General features: G+C 63.4%; 21 protein-coding genes. 10 read left to right on the forward strand and 11 right to left on the reverse strand.

Annotated features, from left to right (window positions below; all coding sequences use genetic code 11):
- Window positions 1-15 precede the first annotated feature (15 nt).
- Both K3F49_RS26835 and K3F49_RS26840 read right to left on the reverse strand, forming a co-directional pair.
- Window positions 16-1038 carry a sugar ABC transporter substrate-binding protein gene (locus K3F49_RS26835; RefSeq protein WP_234683917.1) on the reverse strand — a complete coding sequence of 341 codons (1023 nt, stop codon included), beginning with the start codon at window positions 1036-1038 and terminating at the stop codon, window positions 16-18.
- A gap of 140 nt (window positions 1039-1178) precedes the next feature.
- Complete coding sequence (locus tag K3F49_RS26840) at window positions 1179-1583, reverse strand: globin (RefSeq protein WP_234683918.1); 405 nt, start codon at window positions 1581-1583, stop codon at window positions 1179-1181.
- A gap of 480 nt (window positions 1584-2063) precedes the next feature.
- Between K3F49_RS26840 and K3F49_RS26845 the strand changes: the two genes are divergently transcribed.
- The 8 genes from K3F49_RS26845 to K3F49_RS26880 all read left to right on the forward strand — a co-directional run bounded on the left by K3F49_RS26845 (window position 2064) and on the right by K3F49_RS26880 (window position 11247).
- Window positions 2064-2438 (forward strand): DUF2946 family protein, encoded by a 375-nt coding sequence (locus K3F49_RS26845; RefSeq protein ID WP_234683919.1) that lies wholly within the window; start codon window positions 2064-2066, stop codon window positions 2436-2438.
- Between the two features lie 209 nt (window positions 2439-2647).
- A complete protein-coding gene (locus K3F49_RS26850; protein WP_234683920.1) occupies window positions 2648-5035 on the forward strand; it encodes a TonB-dependent receptor in 2388 nt (795 codons plus the stop codon).
- Between the two features lie 42 nt (window positions 5036-5077).
- Entirely contained in the window at window positions 5078-5602 is a 525-nt protein-coding gene (locus K3F49_RS26855; RefSeq protein ID WP_234683921.1) for a copper chaperone PCu(A)C, read from the forward strand.
- 31 nt (window positions 5603-5633) lie between these two features.
- Window positions 5634-6149, forward strand: coding sequence for a YcnI family copper-binding membrane protein (locus tag K3F49_RS26860; protein ID WP_234683922.1), 516 nt, complete (start codon window positions 5634-5636; stop codon window positions 6147-6149).
- Window positions 6149-7711 (forward strand): copper resistance CopC/CopD family protein, encoded by a 1563-nt coding sequence (locus K3F49_RS26865; protein WP_234683923.1) that lies wholly within the window; start codon window positions 6149-6151, stop codon window positions 7709-7711. Before K3F49_RS26860 ends, K3F49_RS26865 begins: the two co-directional genes overlap by 1 nt.
- A 151-nt stretch (window positions 7712-7862) precedes the next feature.
- Window positions 7863-9182: a proline--tRNA ligase gene (gene proS, locus K3F49_RS26870; RefSeq protein ID WP_234683924.1), complete on the forward strand. Its 1320-nt coding sequence runs from the start codon at window positions 7863-7865 to the stop codon at window positions 9180-9182.
- A gap of 72 nt (window positions 9183-9254) precedes the next feature.
- Window positions 9255-10535: a lipoprotein-releasing ABC transporter permease subunit gene (locus K3F49_RS26875; protein ID WP_234683925.1), complete on the forward strand. Its 1281-nt coding sequence runs from the start codon at window positions 9255-9257 to the stop codon at window positions 10533-10535.
- 7 nt (window positions 10536-10542) lie between these two features.
- Complete coding sequence (locus K3F49_RS26880; protein ID WP_234683926.1) at window positions 10543-11247, forward strand: ABC transporter ATP-binding protein; 705 nt, start codon at window positions 10543-10545, stop codon at window positions 11245-11247.
- A gap of 526 nt (window positions 11248-11773) precedes the next feature.
- Here K3F49_RS26880 and K3F49_RS26885 read toward each other — a convergent pair.
- From K3F49_RS26885 to K3F49_RS26900, 4 genes are all read right to left on the reverse strand, one after another.
- Complete coding sequence (locus K3F49_RS26885) at window positions 11774-12151, reverse strand: hypothetical protein (RefSeq protein WP_234683927.1); 378 nt, start codon at window positions 12149-12151, stop codon at window positions 11774-11776.
- Window positions 12152-12209: 58 nt separating this feature from the next.
- Entirely contained in the window at window positions 12210-12536 is a 327-nt protein-coding gene (locus tag K3F49_RS26890; RefSeq protein ID WP_234683928.1) for a hypothetical protein, read from the reverse strand.
- A gap of 72 nt (window positions 12537-12608) precedes the next feature.
- Window positions 12609-12842: a hypothetical protein gene (locus K3F49_RS26895; protein WP_234683929.1), complete on the reverse strand. Its 234-nt coding sequence runs from the start codon at window positions 12840-12842 to the stop codon at window positions 12609-12611.
- A gap of 438 nt (window positions 12843-13280) precedes the next feature.
- The gene (locus K3F49_RS26900; RefSeq protein ID WP_234683930.1) at window positions 13281-14360 is read right to left on the reverse strand and encodes a quinone oxidoreductase family protein; all 1080 of its coding nucleotides are present in this window, start codon (window positions 14358-14360) and stop codon (window positions 13281-13283) included.
- A 108-nt stretch (window positions 14361-14468) separates the two neighbouring features.
- Here K3F49_RS26900 and K3F49_RS26905 point away from each other — a divergent pair, with 108 nt between their 5' ends.
- A complete protein-coding gene (locus K3F49_RS26905; protein ID WP_234683931.1) occupies window positions 14469-15242 on the forward strand; it encodes a helix-turn-helix transcriptional regulator in 774 nt (257 codons plus the stop codon).
- A 25-nt stretch (window positions 15243-15267) separates the two neighbouring features.
- Here the strand turns inward: K3F49_RS26905 and K3F49_RS26910 are convergent, their stop codons facing one another.
- The 4 genes from K3F49_RS26910 to K3F49_RS26925 all read right to left on the reverse strand — a co-directional run bounded on the left by K3F49_RS26910 (window position 15268) and on the right by K3F49_RS26925 (window position 18226).
- Window positions 15268-15696: a putative quinol monooxygenase gene (locus tag K3F49_RS26910; RefSeq protein WP_234683932.1), complete on the reverse strand. Its 429-nt coding sequence runs from the start codon at window positions 15694-15696 to the stop codon at window positions 15268-15270.
- 39 nt (window positions 15697-15735) lie between these two features.
- Complete coding sequence (locus tag K3F49_RS26915) at window positions 15736-16131, reverse strand: (R)-mandelonitrile lyase (protein WP_234684100.1); 396 nt, start codon at window positions 16129-16131, stop codon at window positions 15736-15738.
- A 104-nt stretch (window positions 16132-16235) separates the two neighbouring features.
- The gene (locus K3F49_RS26920; RefSeq protein ID WP_234683933.1) at window positions 16236-17021 is read right to left on the reverse strand and encodes a carboxymuconolactone decarboxylase family protein; all 786 of its coding nucleotides are present in this window, start codon (window positions 17019-17021) and stop codon (window positions 16236-16238) included.
- On the reverse strand, window positions 17018-18226 hold the full coding sequence (locus K3F49_RS26925) for an arabinose transporter (RefSeq protein WP_234683934.1): 1209 nt from the start codon (window positions 18224-18226) through the stop codon (window positions 17018-17020). Before K3F49_RS26925 ends, K3F49_RS26920 begins: the two co-directional genes overlap by 4 nt.
- 153 nt (window positions 18227-18379) lie before the next feature.
- Between K3F49_RS26925 and K3F49_RS26930 the strand changes: the two genes are divergently transcribed.
- Window positions 18380-19279, forward strand: a complete 900-nt coding sequence (locus K3F49_RS26930) for a LysR family transcriptional regulator (protein WP_234683935.1) — start codon at window positions 18380-18382, stop codon at window positions 19277-19279.
- 45 nt (window positions 19280-19324) lie between these two features.
- Here the strand turns inward: K3F49_RS26930 and K3F49_RS26935 are convergent, their stop codons facing one another.
- Window positions 19325-20560: a hypothetical protein gene (locus K3F49_RS26935; RefSeq protein WP_234683936.1), complete on the reverse strand. Its 1236-nt coding sequence runs from the start codon at window positions 20558-20560 to the stop codon at window positions 19325-19327.
- Between the last annotated feature and the right edge of the window lie 22 nt (window positions 20561-20582).

The raw sequence follows: 20582 nt of genomic DNA on the forward strand, positions 1-20582 counted from the left end.
AGATCTTGGAGGATTTCAGATCAGGAAGTGATCTTCCATCCACTGCATGCCGGCAGCATTGGCCTTGGTCACGACCGGGCCGTCGGTGACGACGTTCTTGGGGATGCCCTGGCCGCTCTTCTCGCCGCCGACCACGGCCGCAACACCCGCGATGATCGCGCCGCCGTGGATGCGGCAGGACGGATTGCGGACGGTCGCGAACATGCGGCCCTCGCTCACCGCCTGGATCGCCGGCGGCATCGCATCCACACCGCCGATCAGGATGTTGGTGCGGTTATGCGCCTTCATGATGTTGGCGGCCGCAAGCGCCATGTCGTCATTGTGGAAGAACGCCGCGTCGATCTGCGGGTACTTGGTCAGATAGGTTTCCCAGAGTCGCGCCGTCTTGGAGACGTCCCAGTCGGCCGGCTGGGTGTCGAGCACCTCGATGCCGGGGAATTGCTTGACGACGGTGTTGAAGCCCTTGGCGCGGCCCTGCGCGCCGGTGTGGCCGAGCGCGCCCTGGGTCATGATGATCTTGCCCTTGCCGCCCATGGCGTTGCACAGCGCCTGCGTCACCGAGGCGCCCATGAACTCGTTGTCGGGGGCAAGGAAGGAATGGACGTTGATCTGGTCGAGCGGCGCAATCAGCGTATCCATGTCGATGACGGGCGTGCCGGCATCGATCATCTTCTGCACGGGCTGGGTGAGGGTGCCGATGCCAAAAGCCTGGATCGCGACAAAGTCCCATTTCTGCGAGGCCATGTTGTCGATCGCCGCGCGCTGCTTCACGGCGTCGAGCTGGCCGTCGAACCAGGTGACCTCGACGTTGAACAGCTTGCCCCAGAATTCCGCGGCCTGCTTGCCCTGTGCGCACCAGGTCGCCTGGAGGCCTGCATTGGAGAACGCCGCCTTCAGCGGCTTCTCGGATCGTCCGACTTCGGCTGCAAGTGCTGGATTTATGCCCATGCTGCCGAGGACGGCAGTCGCGGCGCCGGCGGTTGCTGCCGCCTGAAGAAGATCGCGCCTCGTCGTCGAGAAATCTTTCGTCCCGGACATCGCTCGCTCCCATACATTTTATCGTCGGCGCGTCATTGATTGCGCTACCGAGGCGGAAAGTGTCTCACAAGAGTTGATGCCACTCAATGTGCAATCATCGTCGGGATCGTCGCGGCCGCTTTGGTGCAGCGCAAGGCGCGCTACGCTGCGACGCCAGCGAAAGCCTCGACCTCGACGAGCAGCGCGTCCCACGCCTGCGCCATCTCGGCTGACCAATCATCGCCGAGCAGATCCCGCAGCGTATCCCTGATGACAGCGAAGAAGGCGATGAACAGCTCGCGCGGCGTGCCATAGCCGTCGTGCGAGACGACTTCACAGGCGATCAGCCGAAAATGGCCGTTGCGCGGGCCTGCGAAGTCGAGGATTGCCTCGACGGTCAATGCAAGCATCGATCCCATTACGAGCTCGCTACCTTGCGACCGGAACATCGCCCGCGTTTCGGGGTGCCGGTTGAACAGCCGTTGATAGACGAGGGGCGCGAGATCGGCGCGGCGCGAGCCGGCAAGCTCAAAGCTTTGCTCGATCGGATTGGGAGAAGCACTCATCGGCGCATCGGCCGCTCAAGACAAAAAAAGAGCGGGGCCCTAGCCCCGCTCAAAAATTGTGTCGACCCTATTATCCCCGATTCTAAGATTTGATCTTGATTGGCGGGGCGACGCTGCGTTTTGCGCGCCAGGGGCTCCTCCCGAGACTTGGACCACCAGACTTTGACCTCGCGGCTAGCCTGAGCAAGAGCGATGCTAAATCAACTTTTCTCACTTGTCATCATTTTCGGCAACGATTGTTCAAAATTCGAGCAGTTGACGAAATGATCGGGTTATTAACCCCATAAGTATATGACAAACATAAGAATTCTGTGGACAGGCAGATCGGCGCAACTGCCTCAATTGCCGGACGGGGCCCTAGCTAGCACCCTGTGGGCACAGTTTTCGAGAAATTTGCGCCATCCCAACAAGGCGGCCGAAGTGACCTCGACTCGCGTCGGGGGTAGTGTTTAGTTGGCAGACGGACGAATGGTTCGGCGGATGCGCTCTCGGCTGCAAAAATTCCTACCTATCGTCCTGCTCGCTTTGGCGATGCAGGTGCTGGCGCCGATTGCCGCCTGCTGGGCGGCCGGCCAGGCCGTGGCCGATCCGCTTGGTACCGGTGTCATCTGCCACAGCGTCAGCGAGCAGGGTACTCCGAACGACCAGAACGGTGCGCCAACCGCGCATGCCGGTGCATGCGCGCTGTGTTGCCTGGCGCAGGCCAACGCCTCCTTCGATTCGCCGTCGCACGCGACGCTCTCCGTTCCCTTCCGCCACGCCGAGCGCGTGGTGTGGCACGAGGCGGATGCGTCCGCCGTCGCCGCCCACAAGGGCTCAAGCGCCCAGGCGCGGGGACCTCCCCACTTTTCCTGACGACCCCTCGTGATCGCCTCGGTTCATCCGCAGGCGATTGATGCTGTCGAAAGGCCGGAGAGAGAGCCGGCGTCAGGAATGCCCAAATGTTACTTCGTCATGCCCGCTGCGGTGTGAGCGTCGTTGCCGTTCAGGCCGCGCTGCTTGCCTCGTCGAGCGGCGTTCTCGGCCAGAGCAGCCCAAGGGAATTGCCGAAAGAGCTGCCCGCGGTGACCGTCGATGCCCCCGCGATGGCGAAACCCAAGCCGCGCAAGCCGGCGGTGCAAACCGCACGCGCCAGGAGAAATTCGGCAAAGCCGCTGGCTGAGCGGCCGGCCTCGGTTGCCGCGACCAATGAGCAGGGCGCGGGGAGCGCCCGGGCATCGCTCGATCAGCCGGCTGCGGTGGCGCGCTATCAGCTGCCGCAGCAGTCCTTCAGCATCACCGCGAAAGAGGCAGATGAGACGATCAATCTCAAGGACCCCGAGGACGCCGTCAAATACAAGCCGAGCCTGTTCGTGCGAAAGCGCAACGACGGCGACAACCAGGCGGTGCTCGCGACGCGAAGCTGGGGCCTGAACTCGAGTGCTCGAACGCTGATCTATTACGATGACCTGCTAATCTCGGCACTGATCGGCAACAACAACTCGGGCGCTTCGCCGAAATGGAATCTGATCTCCCCCGAGGCGATCGGGCGGGTCGATTTCCTCAACGGTCCGTTCGCCGCTGCTTATCCCGGCAATTCCATCGGCGGCGTTCTGCTGATCACGTCGAAGATGCCGGACAAGCCGTTTGCGGTGGCCAAGGAAACCGTCTCGGTGATGCCGTGGAATCAATACGGCACCAAAGACACCTATGTCAGCAGCCAGACCAGTGCCGCCGCAGGCAATCGCGACGGCAAGCTGTCCTGGCTCGTCAGCGCCAATTATCTCGACAGCTTCCAGCAGCCGCTGACGTACACGACCTTTGGCACCGTTTTTGGTGTCGGCCCCGCAAATACGACCGGAGCCATCGGAGCATGGAACAGGACGGGCGGCGTCGCGAATGTCATAGGCACGGGCGCGCTGGCGCACTCGCAGCAGACGTCCGGGAATCTCAGAGTTGCCTATGATATTTCGCCGCTGGTGCAGGCGACCTACTCACTGGGTATCTGGAATAATCACCAAACCTCCGATCCGCAGACCTATTTGACGTCGACGCTGAACGGTCAGCCAACTTTTGGCGGCCAAGGCGCGTTTGCGAGCAACAAGTACACTTGGGATCAGACGCATTTGAGCAACGCTGTATCGCTCAAGAGCGACACCAAAGGCGTTTTCGATTTCGATCTTTCAGCGTCGAGCTACAACTACTTGCAAGATATCCTCCTCAATCCGTTCACCGTGACCCCGACCGGGGTCGGCTATTCGCTGAACGGCAAGATTACCCGGAACGATGGTACAAACTGGCAGAACGCAGATGCCAAAGGCATCTGGAGGCCTTTCGGCATCGACGGTCCCCACGAGATCAGCTTCGGTGTTCACGGTGACCGGTATCGGTTGGAAAACCCAGTCTATTTGTCCTCGGTCTGGTATGCGACGTCCTCGACCGGCACCGGTCAGCTTTTTACCACCGGCGTCGGCGAAACCCGCACTGGTGCCCTTTGGCTGCAGGACGCCTGGAAGATCGTTCCCAATCTGAAGCTGACGCTGGGCGGACGGCTCGAGACCTGGCGCTCACTGGATGGTTTCAATATCAACTCGAATCCGACGGTCACCAGCGGTATCCCTGCGGCGCCGATTCCGGTCTTTGTTCCAGTCCCAAAGAACCAGCCAGGACTCAACTCGACCAATTTTTCGCCGAAAGCCTCGCTCTCCTATGATCTCAGCAAAGAGTGGAACGTCACCGCGAGCTTTGGTGAATCGTATCGCTATCCCACCGTCACCGAACTATATCAGAACATAACGGTTGCCGGTGTTGCGACGTTTGCCAATCCCAACCTGAAGCCCGAACAGGACTTTACCGGTGAATTGAACGTTGAGCGGAAATGGGATGATGGCCGCGTCAGGCTGACGCTGTTCAAGGAGAGAACCAACAACGCTATCATCGCGCAAACCACAAACGTGACGAATTCGACGGGCGGTCAGACTCCCACGACGACTATCGGTAACGTCGACGCAATCCGGATGCAGGGCGTCGAGCTGTCAGCCGACAAGGATAATGTGCTGGTGAGGGGGCTGCAGGTATTCGGCAGCGTGACCTATGTCGACTCTCGAATTCTAAGCGATCCGACGTTTGTCAGCGCGATCGGTGGCACGACGGCGACGGGCAAACGCGTGCCCAATGTTCCAGAATGGCGTTCGACCGTCGGGGTCACCTATCGTCCGAACGAAAACTGGGCCTATACGGTCGCGGGTCGCTACACCGGAAAGCAATATGCGACTCTCGATAACACCGACACCTTTGCACACGTCTATCAGGCCTTCGACCCGTTTTTGGTGTTCGACATGAAGATTCACTACAACGCAACGAAGAATTTCGCGTTCGACTTCGGCATCGATAATCTCTTCAACGCGCAGTATTTCCTGTTCCATCCGTTCCCGGGACGAACTTTTGTTCTCGCGGGCAAGTACACGTTCTGACGGGTGGGTACACTCTCAATGGCGACAAGAAAGGCAATCGACATGAACAAACTCTCACGCATCTTCGCGCTTGCGGCGTTCTCGGCCGCAGTGATCGCCGCCCCCGTCCGCGCCGACGATGTCAAGGCAGGCGATCTCGTCATCTCTCAGGCCTGGAGCCGGGCGACCCCTGGTGGCGCAAAAGTCGCCGGTGGCTTCCTGACCATCGAGAACAAGGGCTCGGCGCCCGACAAGCTCGTCAAAGTGACCGCCGAGATCTCCGGGAAGGCCGAGGTTCACGAGATGACGATGGACAATGGCGTGATGAAGATGCGCCCGCTGGACAAGGGCCTCGTCATCGAGCCCGGCAAGACCGTGAAGCTCGCGCCCGGCGGCTACCATTTGATGCTCCAGGATCTGAAGGGCGCGTTCAAGGAGGGCGAGAAGGTGCCGGTAACGCTCGAGTTCGAGAAGGCCGGAAAGGTCGCCGTATCGCTCGACGTCCAGGGCGTCGGCGCCCAGGCACCCGGCGGCGGCGGAAGCATGATGATGAAGAAAATGCCCGATCATTCGGGAATGAAGATGTGATGAGTGTGATCTAATCTCCGGGAGATCGAGCATGTCGAAGACACCCTGGCTGATCCTGATGGCTGCGCTCGCCGCATCGCCTGCGGCGGCGCACGTCTATCTGGAAGGCAAGCAGGCCACGGTCGGCGCGTCCTACAAGGCCGTCTTCGCCGTGCCGCACGGCTGCTCCGGTTCGGCGACGGTCAAGATCCGCGTGCAGATCCCCGAAGGCGTCATCGCGGTGAAACCGATGCCGAAGGCCGGCTGGAACGTCGATGTCGTCGACGGGCAATATACCAGCACCTACGACTATCACGGCAACAAGCTGACCTCGGGCGTGAAGGAAGTGGTGTGGTCCGGCGGCAAGCTGCCGGACCACAATTACGACGAGTTCGTCGTCAGCAGCTTCCTCACCGACAGCTTGAAGCCCAACACCACGCTGTATTTCCCCGTGGTGCAGGAATGCGAAAAGGGTGTCAGCCGCTGGATCGAAATCCCGGCTGAGGGGGCAGGGCATTCGGAGGACAAGTCGCCGGCGCCCGGCGTGAAGCTGCTGCCCAAGCCGTAATGCGTCTTCTCGCTGCGCTCGCGATGCTGCTCCTCGTCGCCGGCACTTCGACCGGCGCGTCGGCGCACGCGGCGCTGATCTCGGTCGAGCCGGCGAGCGGAAGCATGCTTGCTAGCGCGCCAAAGGCGGTCGAGCTGCGCTTTAACGAGGCGGTGGTTCCGGGCGCGATCCAGCTGATCGACGGCGCGGGGAAGGTTCGCGACGACGCCCGTGTCACGGCATCGGGCGAGAGCATTTCGGTCGCGATGCCGCCGGATCTGCCAAAGGGCACGGCGGTCGTGAGCTATCGCGTGATCTCGCAGGACGGTCATCCCGTCGCGGGATCGGTGATTTTTTCGATCGGCATGCCGACGGGAACGCAGCCTTCCACTACAACGGATAGTGGCTTGAACGCACTGATCTGGCTGTCGCGGTTCGGTCTCTATCTCGGGCTGTTCGTCGGTGTCGGCGGCGTGTTTTTTGGCCGCTGGATCGCGTGGTCGATGACCGGCATGAACATGCCACGCGCAGCGCTGCTTGCGGGCCTGCCGAGTGCGGTTGTGTCGCTGGGTGTGTTGGGTCTCGATCTCCTCGGGCTGCCGCCCGCAGCGCTCGCGACGTTGGCCCCCTGGACCATCGCATTCGCGACCAGCGCCGGCCCCGCCTTGCTCGTCGCCATCGCGGCGATGCTACTCGCGCTGATGGCCCTGGGGCGGGCTTGGTATGCGCGCGCTCTTGCTGTCCTCGCGTTCGCCGGCGTCGGCCTCTCGCTCGCCATGACCGGGCACGCCGCAACGGCGTCGCCCGAGGTGCTGACGCGGCCGGCGATCTTCCTCCATGGCCTCGCTGTTGCCTTCTGGGTCGGCGCGCTGGCGCCGCTCGCCGCGTTGCTGTCGAAGCCGACGCCGGCGGTGCTGCCGCTCCTCTACCGCTTCTCCCGCATCGCCATGCCGGTGGTCGCCGCGCTGGCGCTGACTGGCCTTACGCTTGCAATCATCCAGCTCGAAAAGCCGCAGGCGCTGGTTGATACCAGCTATGGCCTCATTCTCTCGATCAAGCTGGCGCTGGTGCTGTGCCTGCTGGGGCTCGCCGCGCTCAATCGCTATCGGCTGACGCCAGCGCTGGCGAAAGATCAGGGGGGCGCGTCCGCGCTCAAGCGTTCGATCCTGCTCGAATGCGGTGCCGTGCTTGGCATCTTCGCTGTGGTTGCCGGCTGGCGGTTCACGCCGCCGCCGCGAACCATCATTCCGGAGACGCCGCTGGCAATCCACATCCACACCGACAAGGCGATGTTCCAGGTGCTGGTGTCCCCCGGCAAGGCCGGCGTGGACGATTTCGTGCTTCAGCTCATGACCGGCGAGGCGACGCCGCTGAAGGCCAAGGAAGCGACCCTGACGCTCAGCCTGCCCGAACGTGGCATCGAACCGATCGAGCACGACGCCGAGCTGGGTCCCGACGGCTATTGGCACGTGCGCAGGGTCGAGCTGCCCTTCGCCGGCCGCTGGCATGTGCGGATCGATGCACTGGTGACCGATTTCGAGAAAATCACCCTTGAGGACGAGCTCGAAGTGGCGCCGCCATAAGGCGGACCCGGGCGGCTCAAGCTGAACCTTAAGGCAACGGAAAAATGACAGGAATTCCGCCGCGTTAGCGGCTTTTCCTCATTCCCGGCCTTGTGTTTTCGCTCCCAATCCGGTTTCACTGCGGGCCATCACTGATTCCCAGAGTATTGCCATGCGGTTGTCGCGGTTTTTTCTGCCCATTCTGAAGGAAAATCCGAAAGAGGCGGAGATCGTCTCGCATCGGCTCATGCTGCGTGCCGGCATGATCCGGCAGGAGGCGGCCGGCATTTATGCGTGGCTGCCGCTCGGCTTCCGGGTGCTGAAGAAGATCGAGCAGATCGTGCGCGAGGAGCAGGACCGCTCCGGCGCGCTGGAATTGCTGATGCCGACGCTCCAGCTCGCTGACCTCTGGCGCGAGAGCGGCCGCTACGACGCCTACGGCCCGGAGATGCTGCGTATCGCCGACCGCCACAAGCGCGAGCTGCTGTACGGGCCGACCAACGAGGAAATGATCACCGAGATTTTTCGCGCTTACGTGAAGTCCTACAAGAACCTGCCGCTGAATCTCTATCATATCCAATGGAAATTCCGCGACGAGCAGCGACCGCGCTTCGGTGTGATGCGCGGTCGCGAGTTCCTGATGAAGGATGCCTATTCGTTCGATCTCAACGAGGCCGCCGCGCGCGTCGCCTACAATAAGATGTTCGTCGCCTATTTGCGCACCTTTGCGCGGATGGGCCTGAAGGCGATTCCGATGCGCGCCGAGACCGGCCCGATCGGCGGCGACCTCAGCCACGAGTTCATCGTGCTGGCCGAAACCGGCGAATCCGGTGTTTTCATCAATCGCGACGTGCTGGACCTGCCGGTGCCGGGCGAGGACGTCGACTATGAGAGCGACCTGACCCCGATCATCAAGCAGTGGACCTCGGTCTACGCCGCGACGGAGGACGTCCACGACGCCGGCCGGTTCGAGCAGGAAGTGCCCGCGGACAAGCGTGTGAACACCCGCGGCATCGAGGTCGGGCAGATCTTCTATTTCGGCACGAAGTATTCCGAGGCGATGAAGGCCCTGGTGGCCGGCCCTGACGGTGTCGACGTGCCAATCCACGGCGGCTCCTACGGCGTCGGCGTCTCGCGCCTGCTCGGTGCCATCATCGAGGCCTGCCATGACGATGCCGGCATCAAATGGCCGGAGGCGGTTGCGCCATTCCGGGTGTCGATCCTCAATCTGAAGCAGGGCGATGCCGCGGTCGATGCGGCCTGCGAAAAGCTCTATGCCGAGCTCCAGGCCAAGGGCGTCGACGTGCTCTATGACGACACCGACCAGCGTGCCGGCGCCAAATTCGCCGCCGCCGACCTGATCGGCATTCCCTGGCAGATCATGATCGGGCCGAAGGGCTTGGCCGACGGCAAGATCGAGCTGAAGCGACGTGCCGACGGCTCGCGCGAGAATATGTCGCCGGCCGACGTGGTTGCGCGCCTGGTCGGCTGAATAGTGTTCATCGCGCGATAATGGGCCGGCAATCCGGCCACAATTGACCCCGAATCATGGGATTATCAAGCAATGGATGAACCCATGACCGAGACCGTGCAGACCGCGCCTTTCGCGCCCTTCGAGTGGATGCTGTCGGCGCGCTATTTGCGGGCGCGGCGCAAGGAGGGATTCATCTCGGTCATCGCCGGGTTCTCCTTCCTCGGCATCATGCTCGGCGTCGCGACGCTGATCATCGTGATGGCCGTGATGAACGGCTTCCGGAAAGAGCTGCTCGACAAGATCCTGGGGCTGAACGGCCACATCCTGGTCCAGCCCCTGGAATCGCCGCTGACCGACTGGAAGGACGTCGCCGAGCGCATCAGCCAGGTCCAGGGCATCCGGCTGGCGGCCCCCGTGGTCGATGGCCAGGCGCTGGCGTCCTCGCCCTGGAACGCTTCGGGCGTGCTGGTGCGCGGCATCCGCTCCGACGACCTCAACAACCTCACTTCAATTGCCAAGAACATCAAGCAGGGCTCGCTCGAGGGCTTTGACGACGGACAGGGCGTCGCGATCGGCCGCCGGCTCGCGGACCAGCTCTCGCTGCATGCCGGCGACAGCGTGACGCTGGTGGCGCCGAAGGGCGCGGTGACGCCGATGGGCACCACGCCCCGCATCAAGCCCTACAAGATCGTCGCCGTGTTCGAGATCGGGATGTCGGAGTACGACCTCGGCTTCGTCTTCATGCCGCTCGCCGAAGCGCAGGCCTATTTCAACCGCAGCAGCGACGTCACCTCGATCGAGGTGTTCACCACCAATCCCGACAAGATCGATTCATTCCGCAAATCGGTGACGGAGGCCGCGGGCCGGCCGGTGTTCCTGGTCGACTGGCGGCAGCGCAACTCGACCTTCTTCAACGCGCTTCAGGTCGAACGCAACGTGATGTTCCTGATCCTGACCATGATCGTGCTGGTCGCGGCGCTGAACATCGTCTCCGGCCTGATCATGCTGGTGAAGGACAAGGGCAGCGACATTGCGATCCTGCGCACGATGGGCGCCTCGCAAGGCTCGATCATGCGGATCTTCCTGATCACGGGCGCGTCGATCGGGGTGGTCGGCACGCTGGTCGGTTTTTTCGTCGGGCTGGTGATTTGTCTCAACATCGAATCCATCCGGCAATTCCTGTCCTGGTTGACCAGCACCGAATTGTTTTCGCCGGAGCTCTACTTCCTGTCGAAACTGCCCGCCGAGATCGACGTCGGCGAGACCACGGCCGTTGTCATCATGGCGCTGACGCTGTCGTTCCTGGCGACGCTCTACCCGTCGTGGCGCGCCGCGCGCCTCGATCCGGTCGAAGCGCTGCGGTACGAGTGAGGGGCTGATGGAGCGCGAGCAGGGGGCGGAAGATGTACCGGTCATCTATCTCCACGAGATAAAACGGCAGTACCTGCAGGGCGAGGCGGCGCTGACGATCCTGGACAACGCCAAGCTCGCGCTGTGGGCGGGACAATCCGTGGCGCTGGTCGCGCCGTCGGGCTCGGGCAAGTCGACGCTGCTGCACATCGCGGGGCTGCTCGAAGCCCCCGATTCCGGCGAGGTCTATGTCAACGGCGCGCCGACGTCGCAACTGCCCGACATCGAGCGCACCCAGTTGCGCCGCACCGATATCGGCTTCGTCTACCAGTCGCACCGGCTGCTCCCCGAGTTCTCGGCGCTCGAGAACGTGATGATGCCGCAGTTGATCCGCGGCCTGAAGAAGTCGGAGAGCGTCAAGCGGGCCAAGGAGATCCTTGGCTATCTCGGCCTCGGCGACCGCATCACCCATCGTCCCGCGGAGCTGTCGGGCGGCGAGCAGCAGCGTGTGGCGATCGCGCGCGCGGTCGCCAATGCGCCCCGTGTGCTGTTTGCCGACGAGCCGACCGGCAACCTCGATCCGCACACCGCCGACCACGTGTTCCAGGCCCTGATGCAGCTGGTCAAGGCGACCAAGGTTTCGATGCTGATCGCGACCCACAACATGGAGCTCGCTGGCCGGATGGACCGTCGCGTGTCGCTGTCGAACGGCCAGGTCATCGAGCTCGAATAAAAAACGCGAAAACAACCCCATGCACAGTAGCCGTCAAGAGCCGGCGTGATCCCTTTCGTATTTCCGAACCATTTGACACGTCGGGCAAAACAGTGGGACAAGTCTATCATCGCGCCCACTGTCGGGAGCCTTGGAAGGCCGCAGTAAGCGACGACACAGTGTCGCCCCTCGCAGTCGCTACCGACATACATACTGGCCGTTGACCAATACGCGAACGCATGCAGGTGCAGCTACTGCAGCTGCTCCAACCGCCGCCGCTCCAACCGCCGCGCCTCCCACAACCGCTCGCCGCGTGGTTCGACGTGCAACCCCGGCAGCGCTGACGGGAGTTGCCGGCCTTCCCACTCTGGCTTGTGCGCTCTCGATCGAAAACGAGATGCCACCCTCGTTCGACCACTGCATCGAACCCGTTGCGGCACAAGCAATGACGACGAATGCCAACACGTACTCTCCGGTCCTTGTCATGACGATTTCCTTTCGTTGCTCGCATTCTGGTTTCAAGAGGCGCGGCCTGGTTTGGCAGGAGCTATTGTTGCTTGTTTCGGTTCTTGCTCGCGCCTCGCAATTTCGGCGTCGTCTCCATCGCATTGGCGACTTCCCGCATCTGGATGCAGGTGAGAAGGTCGACATAGCTGGGACTTCCTTCGTCTGTCGCTTCACCTAGGCAACTGTCGCGAACGGGGCTTGAGGTGGCCGTCCAGAGCGTCTGGAGTTGCTGCTGCGCGTTCGTTTCGTCGCGCATGCAGTCGGCAAAACTCTGGGATTCCGCGAGGCCCATCGCCTTGTCAGTCGCGGTGGTGGCTTGGCACTGTGCCTCGACCTTCAGTTCCGGGACGCGATCGGAAACGGGCATCACGAACAATTGGCTTCCGAGAAACGCTGCAGATAATGCCGCAATCTTCATCTCAACCTCCTTCAAGCACTGGCAATTGAACCGCTTCGCCGCACCGAAAGGTGCTGCGTCAGAACTGACCTGGTTGAGCCGGCGGAGCGGGCCAATCGGACCGCAGGTTGTTCCCGTTGTTGCGATCGAACAGGTCTTGCCGGCAGACGAAGCCGCTCTTGCAGCTACCGGGGAAGACGATCGCATTCGGCGACACGACGGTCCGCGCCGGTTGGCCACTTTGCAGCGCGGCACCCTTGGAATGGCGGACGGAGAGCGATGGCACCACCTCGGGCGCCGCCGCGTCAATCGTCCTCTGCGGCGCATGTGTCTGGGCGGTTGCAGTGCCGGTTACCGCGAAAGCCGCAGCGGCAAGCGTGAGGACGCGCGATGCATTGAAGAACACTTACACTCTCCTGCATTCGGTAAACGTCGTGTGCAGGGAGCCACGGTGTTCCGAGACGAGTGTTGATCCAGATCAACCCGTGCTCCGCCTGCTGCAGTGCAGTGCAGTGCAGAGCCGGGCCGGCGTTGCGGCTTGCCGGAAGCCGGCTACGTCGCGATCACGTCCTTGGTCGGTGTGACCGCCGGCGGCGGCGCGGGCGGCGAGATTGCAAATGTCAGCCAGGCGCACGCCGGCGTAGAGCGAGACGCGGTCGGTGACATCGACCGTGAACGGAACGTCGACATTGAGCGATTTCGACGCCGGCAATCGGGTGCTGCGCTATTCGGTCCGGCAAGCGTTTGCACTGCGCCGAAGAATGACGGATGGCCAAAGCCAACGCCAGAGATCCCGCGGGAATCTGTGCGTCGTAGGTCCTGAGGTCGAGTCGAGGTACATCGACGGCATGGCCGGCTTTGTCTCGCCGTCGTCGTCGGTAACTGCGGCCAGAGCGCTTGTTGCCGGGAAGATCAGAACGACGCCGAGCGCAGCCCTCAGAATAGTCCGAAAGTCACTCAATGCCCGCTTCGGCGTCGACACAAACATGGGTTCCTGCAATCGCGTTCGAGGCGCTCAAGGCATCTTGCCACGAACTGCGTCACTTGTCCGCCAGCTCCGGGTGTCCGTGATTCAGGTCAACGCCTGCAAGCACCGGTTGGTACGCCAGTCCGGTAGCTCGGCGTCGGGCAGGCCGGCGCACCCCGGCGGTTACGGCCGGATCACCGTCAATTTGAACGGTCCGCCATTGGCGGCGGCGTGCGCGACGGCGTCATTGACGTGGTCGAGGTCGAAATCCGTGGTGACGTATTCGTCGAGCCGCAGCAGCCCGGCGCGCACCAATCCGATCAGACGCGTTGCCGCACCCGGCGGATACATCCAGACGCCGTGAATGGAGATGCAATTGCGCATCAGCCAGGGGTAGGGCAGTTCGAGACCCGGACCGCCCGCCATGCCGACGCCGCCCATCAGCACGACGCGGCCATAGGCCCGCACCGTCATGACCGCCGCCCGGACCACGCTCGGGCTGACGGAAGGCGGCATGATATCGAGCACGCAGTCGATCGGGCCGCCCGCGGCGCGCTTCATCGCCTCGCGGTCGTCGTCCTCGTTGCCGGTGAGCCTGACCGGCTTCACCCGCGTTCCGAAACGACGGACGAGGTCGGCCAGGATTTGCTCGTTGCGGCCGGGTGTCACGACGCAAGCCGCGCCCATCGCGAGCGCGACGGAGACGGCGGCGCTGCCGAAATTGCCGGTGCCCCCGCTCACCAGCACGGTCTCGCCGGCTTGCAGGTTTGCGGCGAGAAAGCCGCCATAGGGCACCAGCGCAGTTCCCAGCGCGCACCATTGCGAGGCTTCCTCGGACGTGATCTGGCCAAGCTTCTTCACATTCTCGGTCGGCACGCGCATCTGCTCGGCATAGGAGCCGTGGCGAAAATGCTGCTGCAGGCGCATGCCGCCGGGGCCGGCGGCGGTGAGCCCCTGCAGGGCGATATCGGGCGCCATGGCATCGTCGCGCGAGCGCACGGTCGGGTCGCAGAACACCCAGTCGCCGACGCTGAGCTTGGTCGCGTCCGGACCGATCGCGCGCACCCGGCCGATGCCGCCAGGGCCCGGGATGATCGGCAGATCGAGCGCATAATTGCGCTCGCCGCTGAAAACCTCGTTCATGTAGGACAGGACGCGCGTGGCGACGACGTCGACGATGACCTCGCCGGTGCCGAGCACCGGGTCCGGGGCAGTCTCGACCACCAGCGGCGATCCCAGGGATTTGAGTACGGCAGCTTTCATGATGTTCACCTCAGAGACGGGTGACGCTCATATGCGGCGCCCTTGCCGGGACAAGAAGGCCTGGTATTATCCTAGTATTCCCAAAGCCCTCCATTACGGGAACACGTCATGGCCGATCCACGCCGCGTCGAATTCGGCGATTTCCTCCGCTCCCGCCGCGAAAAGCTGTCGCCGAAGACGGTCGGCCTTCCCGCGGGCCAGCGGCGGCGCACCGCAGGGCTCCGCCGCGAGGAGGTCGCCCAACTGGCCGGGATCGGCGTCGACTGGTACATCCGCCTCGAGCAGGGCCGCACCGTCAGCCCGTCGGTCACGACCGTCGATGCGCTGGCGCGCGCGCTGCGCCTCAGCAAGACCGAGCATTCGCATCTGAAGGCGCTGGCGCGCGACGGCGACAGGCGTGCATTCGCCCGCGAGATCGTGACGCCGCCCATTCTGCGTCTGGTCGAGAGCCTCCCGCACCCGGCCTACATCACCGGGCGGCGCTGGGATGTGCTGGCCTGGAACGCCGCCGCCGAGGAGATCTTTGCATTCGGCCGGTTGCCGGAGGAGGATCGCAACACGCTGCTCTTGATGATGACCAACAAGCGCACGCGAAAATCCTACGGCGCTGGCTGGGCCGACGTGGCCAAGCGCATGGTCGCGATGTTTCGCGCCACCCACGACGTCTGGGCCGGCGATCCCGCCTTTGCGGAATTGCTGGCGCGGCTGCGCGAAGGCAGTCCCGAATTCGTCAAATGGTGGGGCGCGCACGAGGTGCATGGCACCCTGTCGGGCCGCAAAACCATGACCCATCCGACCAAGGGCGTGCTGCATTTCGAGCACACCAGCTTTCAGGCCAACGACGATCCCGCGCTGAAGCTCGTGATCTATACGCCGGTGTGAGGACGCGGGCTCGACAGCCCAGCGCTCACGTTCGTTTCGCGCCCAGCAAGATAGGAACGGTATCCCGGAGCTTGAGCGACTTCACCATGTCCTGCGTGATCGCCTTGTACGCCTTGAAGTGAGGCGTCTCGATGTGAGCTTTATAAGCATCGACGTCGGCATAGATCTCGAACACGAAGACGTGCGCCGGATTTTGTGCGTCCGCCACTGCATATAATGCAAGCACTCCCGGTTCGAGCCGGACGGCAGCCTCGATCTGCTCCTTCACGGCCGCCCCGTAGGGCTCGACCTGCGACGGATCGATTTCGATTTCCGCCACTCGCACGTAGGGCTGAGGCATCTCGCGGACCTCCTCTTGGACTTTCTCCTGGACTTTCTCTTGGGCGCCTGCCGGCCCGGCCAGGGCCATTGCCAGCAGCGACGCTCCAAGAACGAGAAAATGTCTGGCGTCCATGCCGTCCTCCCGCTTGTGTTCATTTGCCGGCTCTCTCGATCACTTCCGATACTGCTCGTCGCTGACCTTCTCCAGCCAGTCGACGTTCTTGCCGCCGAGGGATTCCTGGATGGCGATGTGCGTCATCGCCGTGGTCGGCGACGCGCCGTGCCAGTGCTTCAATCCCGGCGGAAATGATACGACGTCGCCAGGGCGGATTTCCTCGACCGGGCCGCCCTCGCGCTGCACCCAGCCGAGCCCTGCCGTGACGATCAGCGTCTGTCCGAGCGGGTGGGTGTGCCAGGCCGTACGAGCGCCCGGTTCGAACGTGACCTGGCCTGCGCCGACCCGGGCTGGATCAGGCGCCTGGAAGAGCGGGTCCACGCGCACCGTGCCGGTGAACCAGTCCTGGGAGCCCTTCTGGGGAGGCCTGGACCCGTTTCTCTTGATGTCGATATCCATGGGAAACTCCTTATGTGCTCTGGACGCAAGCGCCCGCGTCCATTCGACTCCGATCGTCGCGGCGGCGCCGCCGCAGATGAGCACGTCTCTGCGCGTGATCATCGCGGGCGGTTGTCGATCACGTCCTTGACGACGGGCGCCGCCGAGAACGCATTGGGCCAGCCGGCGTAGAAGGCGAGATGACCCAGTACTTCGCCGGCTTCCTCCCGCGTCAACCCGTTATCCATCGCCCGGTTCAAATGGTAGGTGATCTGGGCGACTTGCCCCGTCGCGATGAGAGCGCTGACGGTGACCAGGCTCCGGTCCCGGGGCGCCAGACCCGGCCTCAGCCAGAGCTCCCGGAAAAGCGCGTCGGTCGTGTACTGGACAAGGCTGGGTGTGATCTGGCCGAATTGTTCGCCGACCCGCGTTGCCCGCTGCGTCTCTGCCGCCTCGTCGAGCGGGAGCTGCGGTCCCGATGCCGGCGGAAGCTGATCGGCCCCGATATTGCGGCTCTTGAAAACGTCCCTCGTGGCCGGAATCGCATTCATCGCGTTCGCCCATCCGGTATAGAACGCCAGATGCGTGATGATCTCGGAGATTTCGGCAGGCTTTACGCCGTTGTCGAGCGCGAGAGCGAGATAATGCTGCAGTTCGACGGTCTGGTCGCGCGCGATGAGAGCCGCGACCGTAACGACGCTGCGATCACGAGGCGAAAGGCCGGCGCGCTTCCAGAGGTCGTCGAGCAGAAATCTCTGCCCGTATATCTCCAGCGCGGGTGCGACGGCGCGAACGTCTTCCAATGTCGACATGGGATTTGCTCCTTTGACGGCTGCCGGTTCAGCGGCGGTCGCGCCGCCGGCGAACAGGCCGAGATAAAACAGGGTCGCTGCGAGCCTGTTCATTGCTGGCTTCCTTCGGTTGTGAATGGGTGCGCCATCAGCCACCACGCGACCAGCGCGGCGCACAGCACTGTGAGGGCGCTGGCGAGAAACAGGACGTTCAGACTCGCGCCGGTCGCGATCAAGCCGAGCGCGGGGCTGGCGAGCCCCTGGGCCAGGTCGAGAAAGGCCGTGTAGGCGCCCATCGCCATGCCGCGGCTCTGCGCCGGCACGCGTCGAACCGCTTCGACGCCGAAGCCCGGATAGACCAGCGAGAAGCCGAACCCGGTGAGCGCGGCTCCTGCCAGCGCCATCTCGGGTCGGACCGCCAACCAGATCAGCGCCTGGCCGATGGCTTCAATGACCGCGCAGACTAGCGCGACCTTCGCACCGCCGATCGCATCGGCCAAATGGCTGAAGCAGATCCGGGCCAGAATGAAGGACACCGCATAGGCCGTATAAGCGAGCCATCCATTGTCCCAGCCCCGGTTGGCGAACAGCAATGCAGCGAACGTCGTCACTGCGCCGAAGCCGACGCTGCCGAGCGCGGAGCCAAGGCCCGGCACCCAGACGGCACCGACCACTGCGGTGAACGAAGGGCGCGCGTGCTGCACGGGCGCGACCGTGGGAAGCGGCGCAACGAGCAGCAGCGTCATCAGCGGAGCGGCGGCAGAGGCGATCGCGATCGCTGCGAAGCCGTAGGCGGAATAGAGCGCCGCGCCGACCGGTGCGCCGATCGCGAAGGCCGCGAACATCGCCGAACCAACCCACGCAATGACCTTGCCGGTGCTTCGGTCGTCGGCGAGCGCCAGTCCCCAACTGACCGCGGCCGTGATGATGAAGCTCTCCGCCGCGCCGAGCAGTCCTCGCCCCAGCAGGAGAATCGCGACCGAAGCGAGCGGCAGGGCGCTGAAACACAGCGAGAGCAAATACAGCAGCCCGGAAGCCACGGCCGCAACGAGACCGACGACCACGCCTCCCTTCGCTCCGCGGCTGTCCGAGAAGTGGCCTGCCCACGGTCGCGAGATTAGCGACGCCGCGAACTGACTGCCGGCGACAAGGCCCACCACGAACGTGCCCAGCCCCAGACCGTCGTGCACGTGGAGCGGAAGCACGGGCATCGCGACACCGATGACGAGGAAGGCGACGAACACCACGCCCATGATCGGCAGCAAAGTCGCCGAGACGCGAGGGCTCGCGGCCGGCTCTTGTAGCGCGGTGAGTGACATGTCGACCTCGAAGTTTCCGCTGGGCCGGGCGATGGAGAAGCACGTTGTTGCCGGAGACGGCGTTGCCGGTCGACGGCTGGTCCCAACCTAGGCCTTCCATCGTCCAACGATTAGGTGATAAATTCCGAATGTAGTCATTAGGACAGCTAATCAATGCATCGGGACGACGCGAGCGATCTGCTGGCCTTCCTCGCCGTTGCGAGGGAACGCAACTTCACGCGTGCCGCTTCGAAGCTCGGCATGACGCAGTCTGCACTCAGCCAGATCATCCGGAACCTGGAGGAACGGCTTGGCGTCCGGCTGCTGAACCGAACGACGCGGAGCGTCACGCCGACCCAGGCTGGGGAACGGCTGTTCTTGAGCGTCGGACCCAAGTTTACCGAGATGGACGCCGATCTTGCCGCGCTCAGCGAATTTCGTGAAAAGCCGGCGGGATTGGTTCGGCTGACAGCGACAGAGTATGCCGCCGGTGAAATCCTGTTGCCGGCGCTCGGAAAGGTCCTGCCAAAGTACCCCGACATCCACGTCGAGATCATCATTGATTACGGCCTGACCAACATCGTCGCGCAGCAGGTGGATGCGGGTATTCGTCCCGGCGAGCTCGTCGCCAAGGATATGATCTCCGTCCGCGTCAGTTCCGATCTGCGGATGGCCGTCGTGGGGTCGCCGTCCTACTTTGCCGAGCGCAAGCGACCCAAAACTCCTCAGGATCTCACGCATCACAACTGCCTCAACCTTCGCCTACCGACCCACGGCGGCAGCCTTTATGCGTGGGAGTTCGAGAAGAATGGGCGAGAGCTCAATGTCCGCGTCGAGGGACAGTTGGTGTTCAACAGCGCGGGTCTCCTCCTGGATGGAGCACTCAAGGGATTGGGGCTTGCCTACCTGACGGAGGGACACGTGCAGCCCCACGTTTCGCAAGGACGGTTGGTCAGGGTCTTGTCCGACTGGTGTCCGCCGTTCTCCGGCTATCACCTCTACTATCCGAGCCGGCGCCAGCCTTCGCAGGCATTTTCGGTGCTGGTCGAGGCTCTCAGGCACCGTGGGAAATAGCATCGGTCCACATCGCGGGGCTGAGGACGAGAAGAGCGACAAGGCCTAGCTGCCACGACCCGGTGGAGGCACCGCCGGCCAGGGGCTCTTCGGGGCGGCCGTCGGCGGAGGGCATGATGTCTCAAGCTGAGTCCAAACCGACGGCAATCCCCCTGTATCGACGTCGAACTTTGCCGTGTCGGCCGTTCCGTCCGGCATCTGCGTGATCTCCCGAACATGCAGGGAGCGCGACGCCATGATCGCCCTGAACTTGCCGAAATCGAGCGAGCCGCTCCACATTTCGTATTTGCCGGTGCGCATCGCAAGTCCTCCGGCTTCCTCTTTGGGGTCGGCGTCCGCCGTCATCATGATCGTGCGTTTGCCGGCCGCCGCATCGTCGATCTCGGCCGCGAACATCAGTGGCACGCGATTTTTGTTGTCGCAGTACAGGCGCCATTCCATCGTTCGGAACGACGGACCGTTCTCGGTCTTCAGCGCGGCGAACTTGCTGACGTAGGGCGAATTTGCCTTCTCCAGCCGCCACATCGTCTCGGCAAAGGGGCGCGTGTCGATGCCGAACCGGTAGAGCTCGGCGCGCGTCAGCATGTGCAAATTTTCGAACTTCACGGTCCGGATCAGATCATCGAGCTCGCGGCTGATCCCCATCGCCGCAATGTAGGCGGTGCGGTCGCGGTCGGCGGCTGCCGTGCGACGCTGCCTGAATTCTGCGAGCAACGCCGCAGGCGGATGGCCGTGAATGGCGAAGACGAGCCTGGAATTATGGACCGCCAGCGCGGCGTCGGGGGCCACCTCGCGCGATGTCGCGCCGAGAAACAGGTAGCCGCAGGCCGAGTTGCACATCGCATGATAGGTGGTGAGCTCGGCCTCGATCTCGCCGCCAGCATTCTTCGCTTTCAGGCATGCGGCGTCCACCTGCGTGCCTGCGGCACATGCCGTCGCGATGGTCTGGCCGACGCGGGCGACCGCCTTGCGGCTGCGCAGCAGCCGCCCGATGATGTAGGACTGCTCCACGTTGCCGCCGGGCGAATGAAGGTAGATCGGACGCTGCGTGTCCTTGACGCCGGCGAGGAAGCGGCGGACGCGCGAGGCTGCGTCATTATCGACCTGACCCTCGATCGCGATCCAGCGGTCGCAGCCAGGCCCGCACACGTCCGGGGGACCTTTGGCAAGGTAGATGGTCAGCCTGGAAGCAAACCCGGCTGTTTCGGCCGGCGTCGGTTCTGCTCGCAACGCGCCGGGGATCGAGAGCGCGGCGACGAGAAGCAGGATACGGGCAAGCATGAATTGAGAGGACCAAGCGCGA

It is taken from the genome of Bradyrhizobium monzae, from assembly GCF_021458635.1.
GTDB lineage: Bacteria > Pseudomonadota > Alphaproteobacteria > Rhizobiales > Xanthobacteraceae > Bradyrhizobium.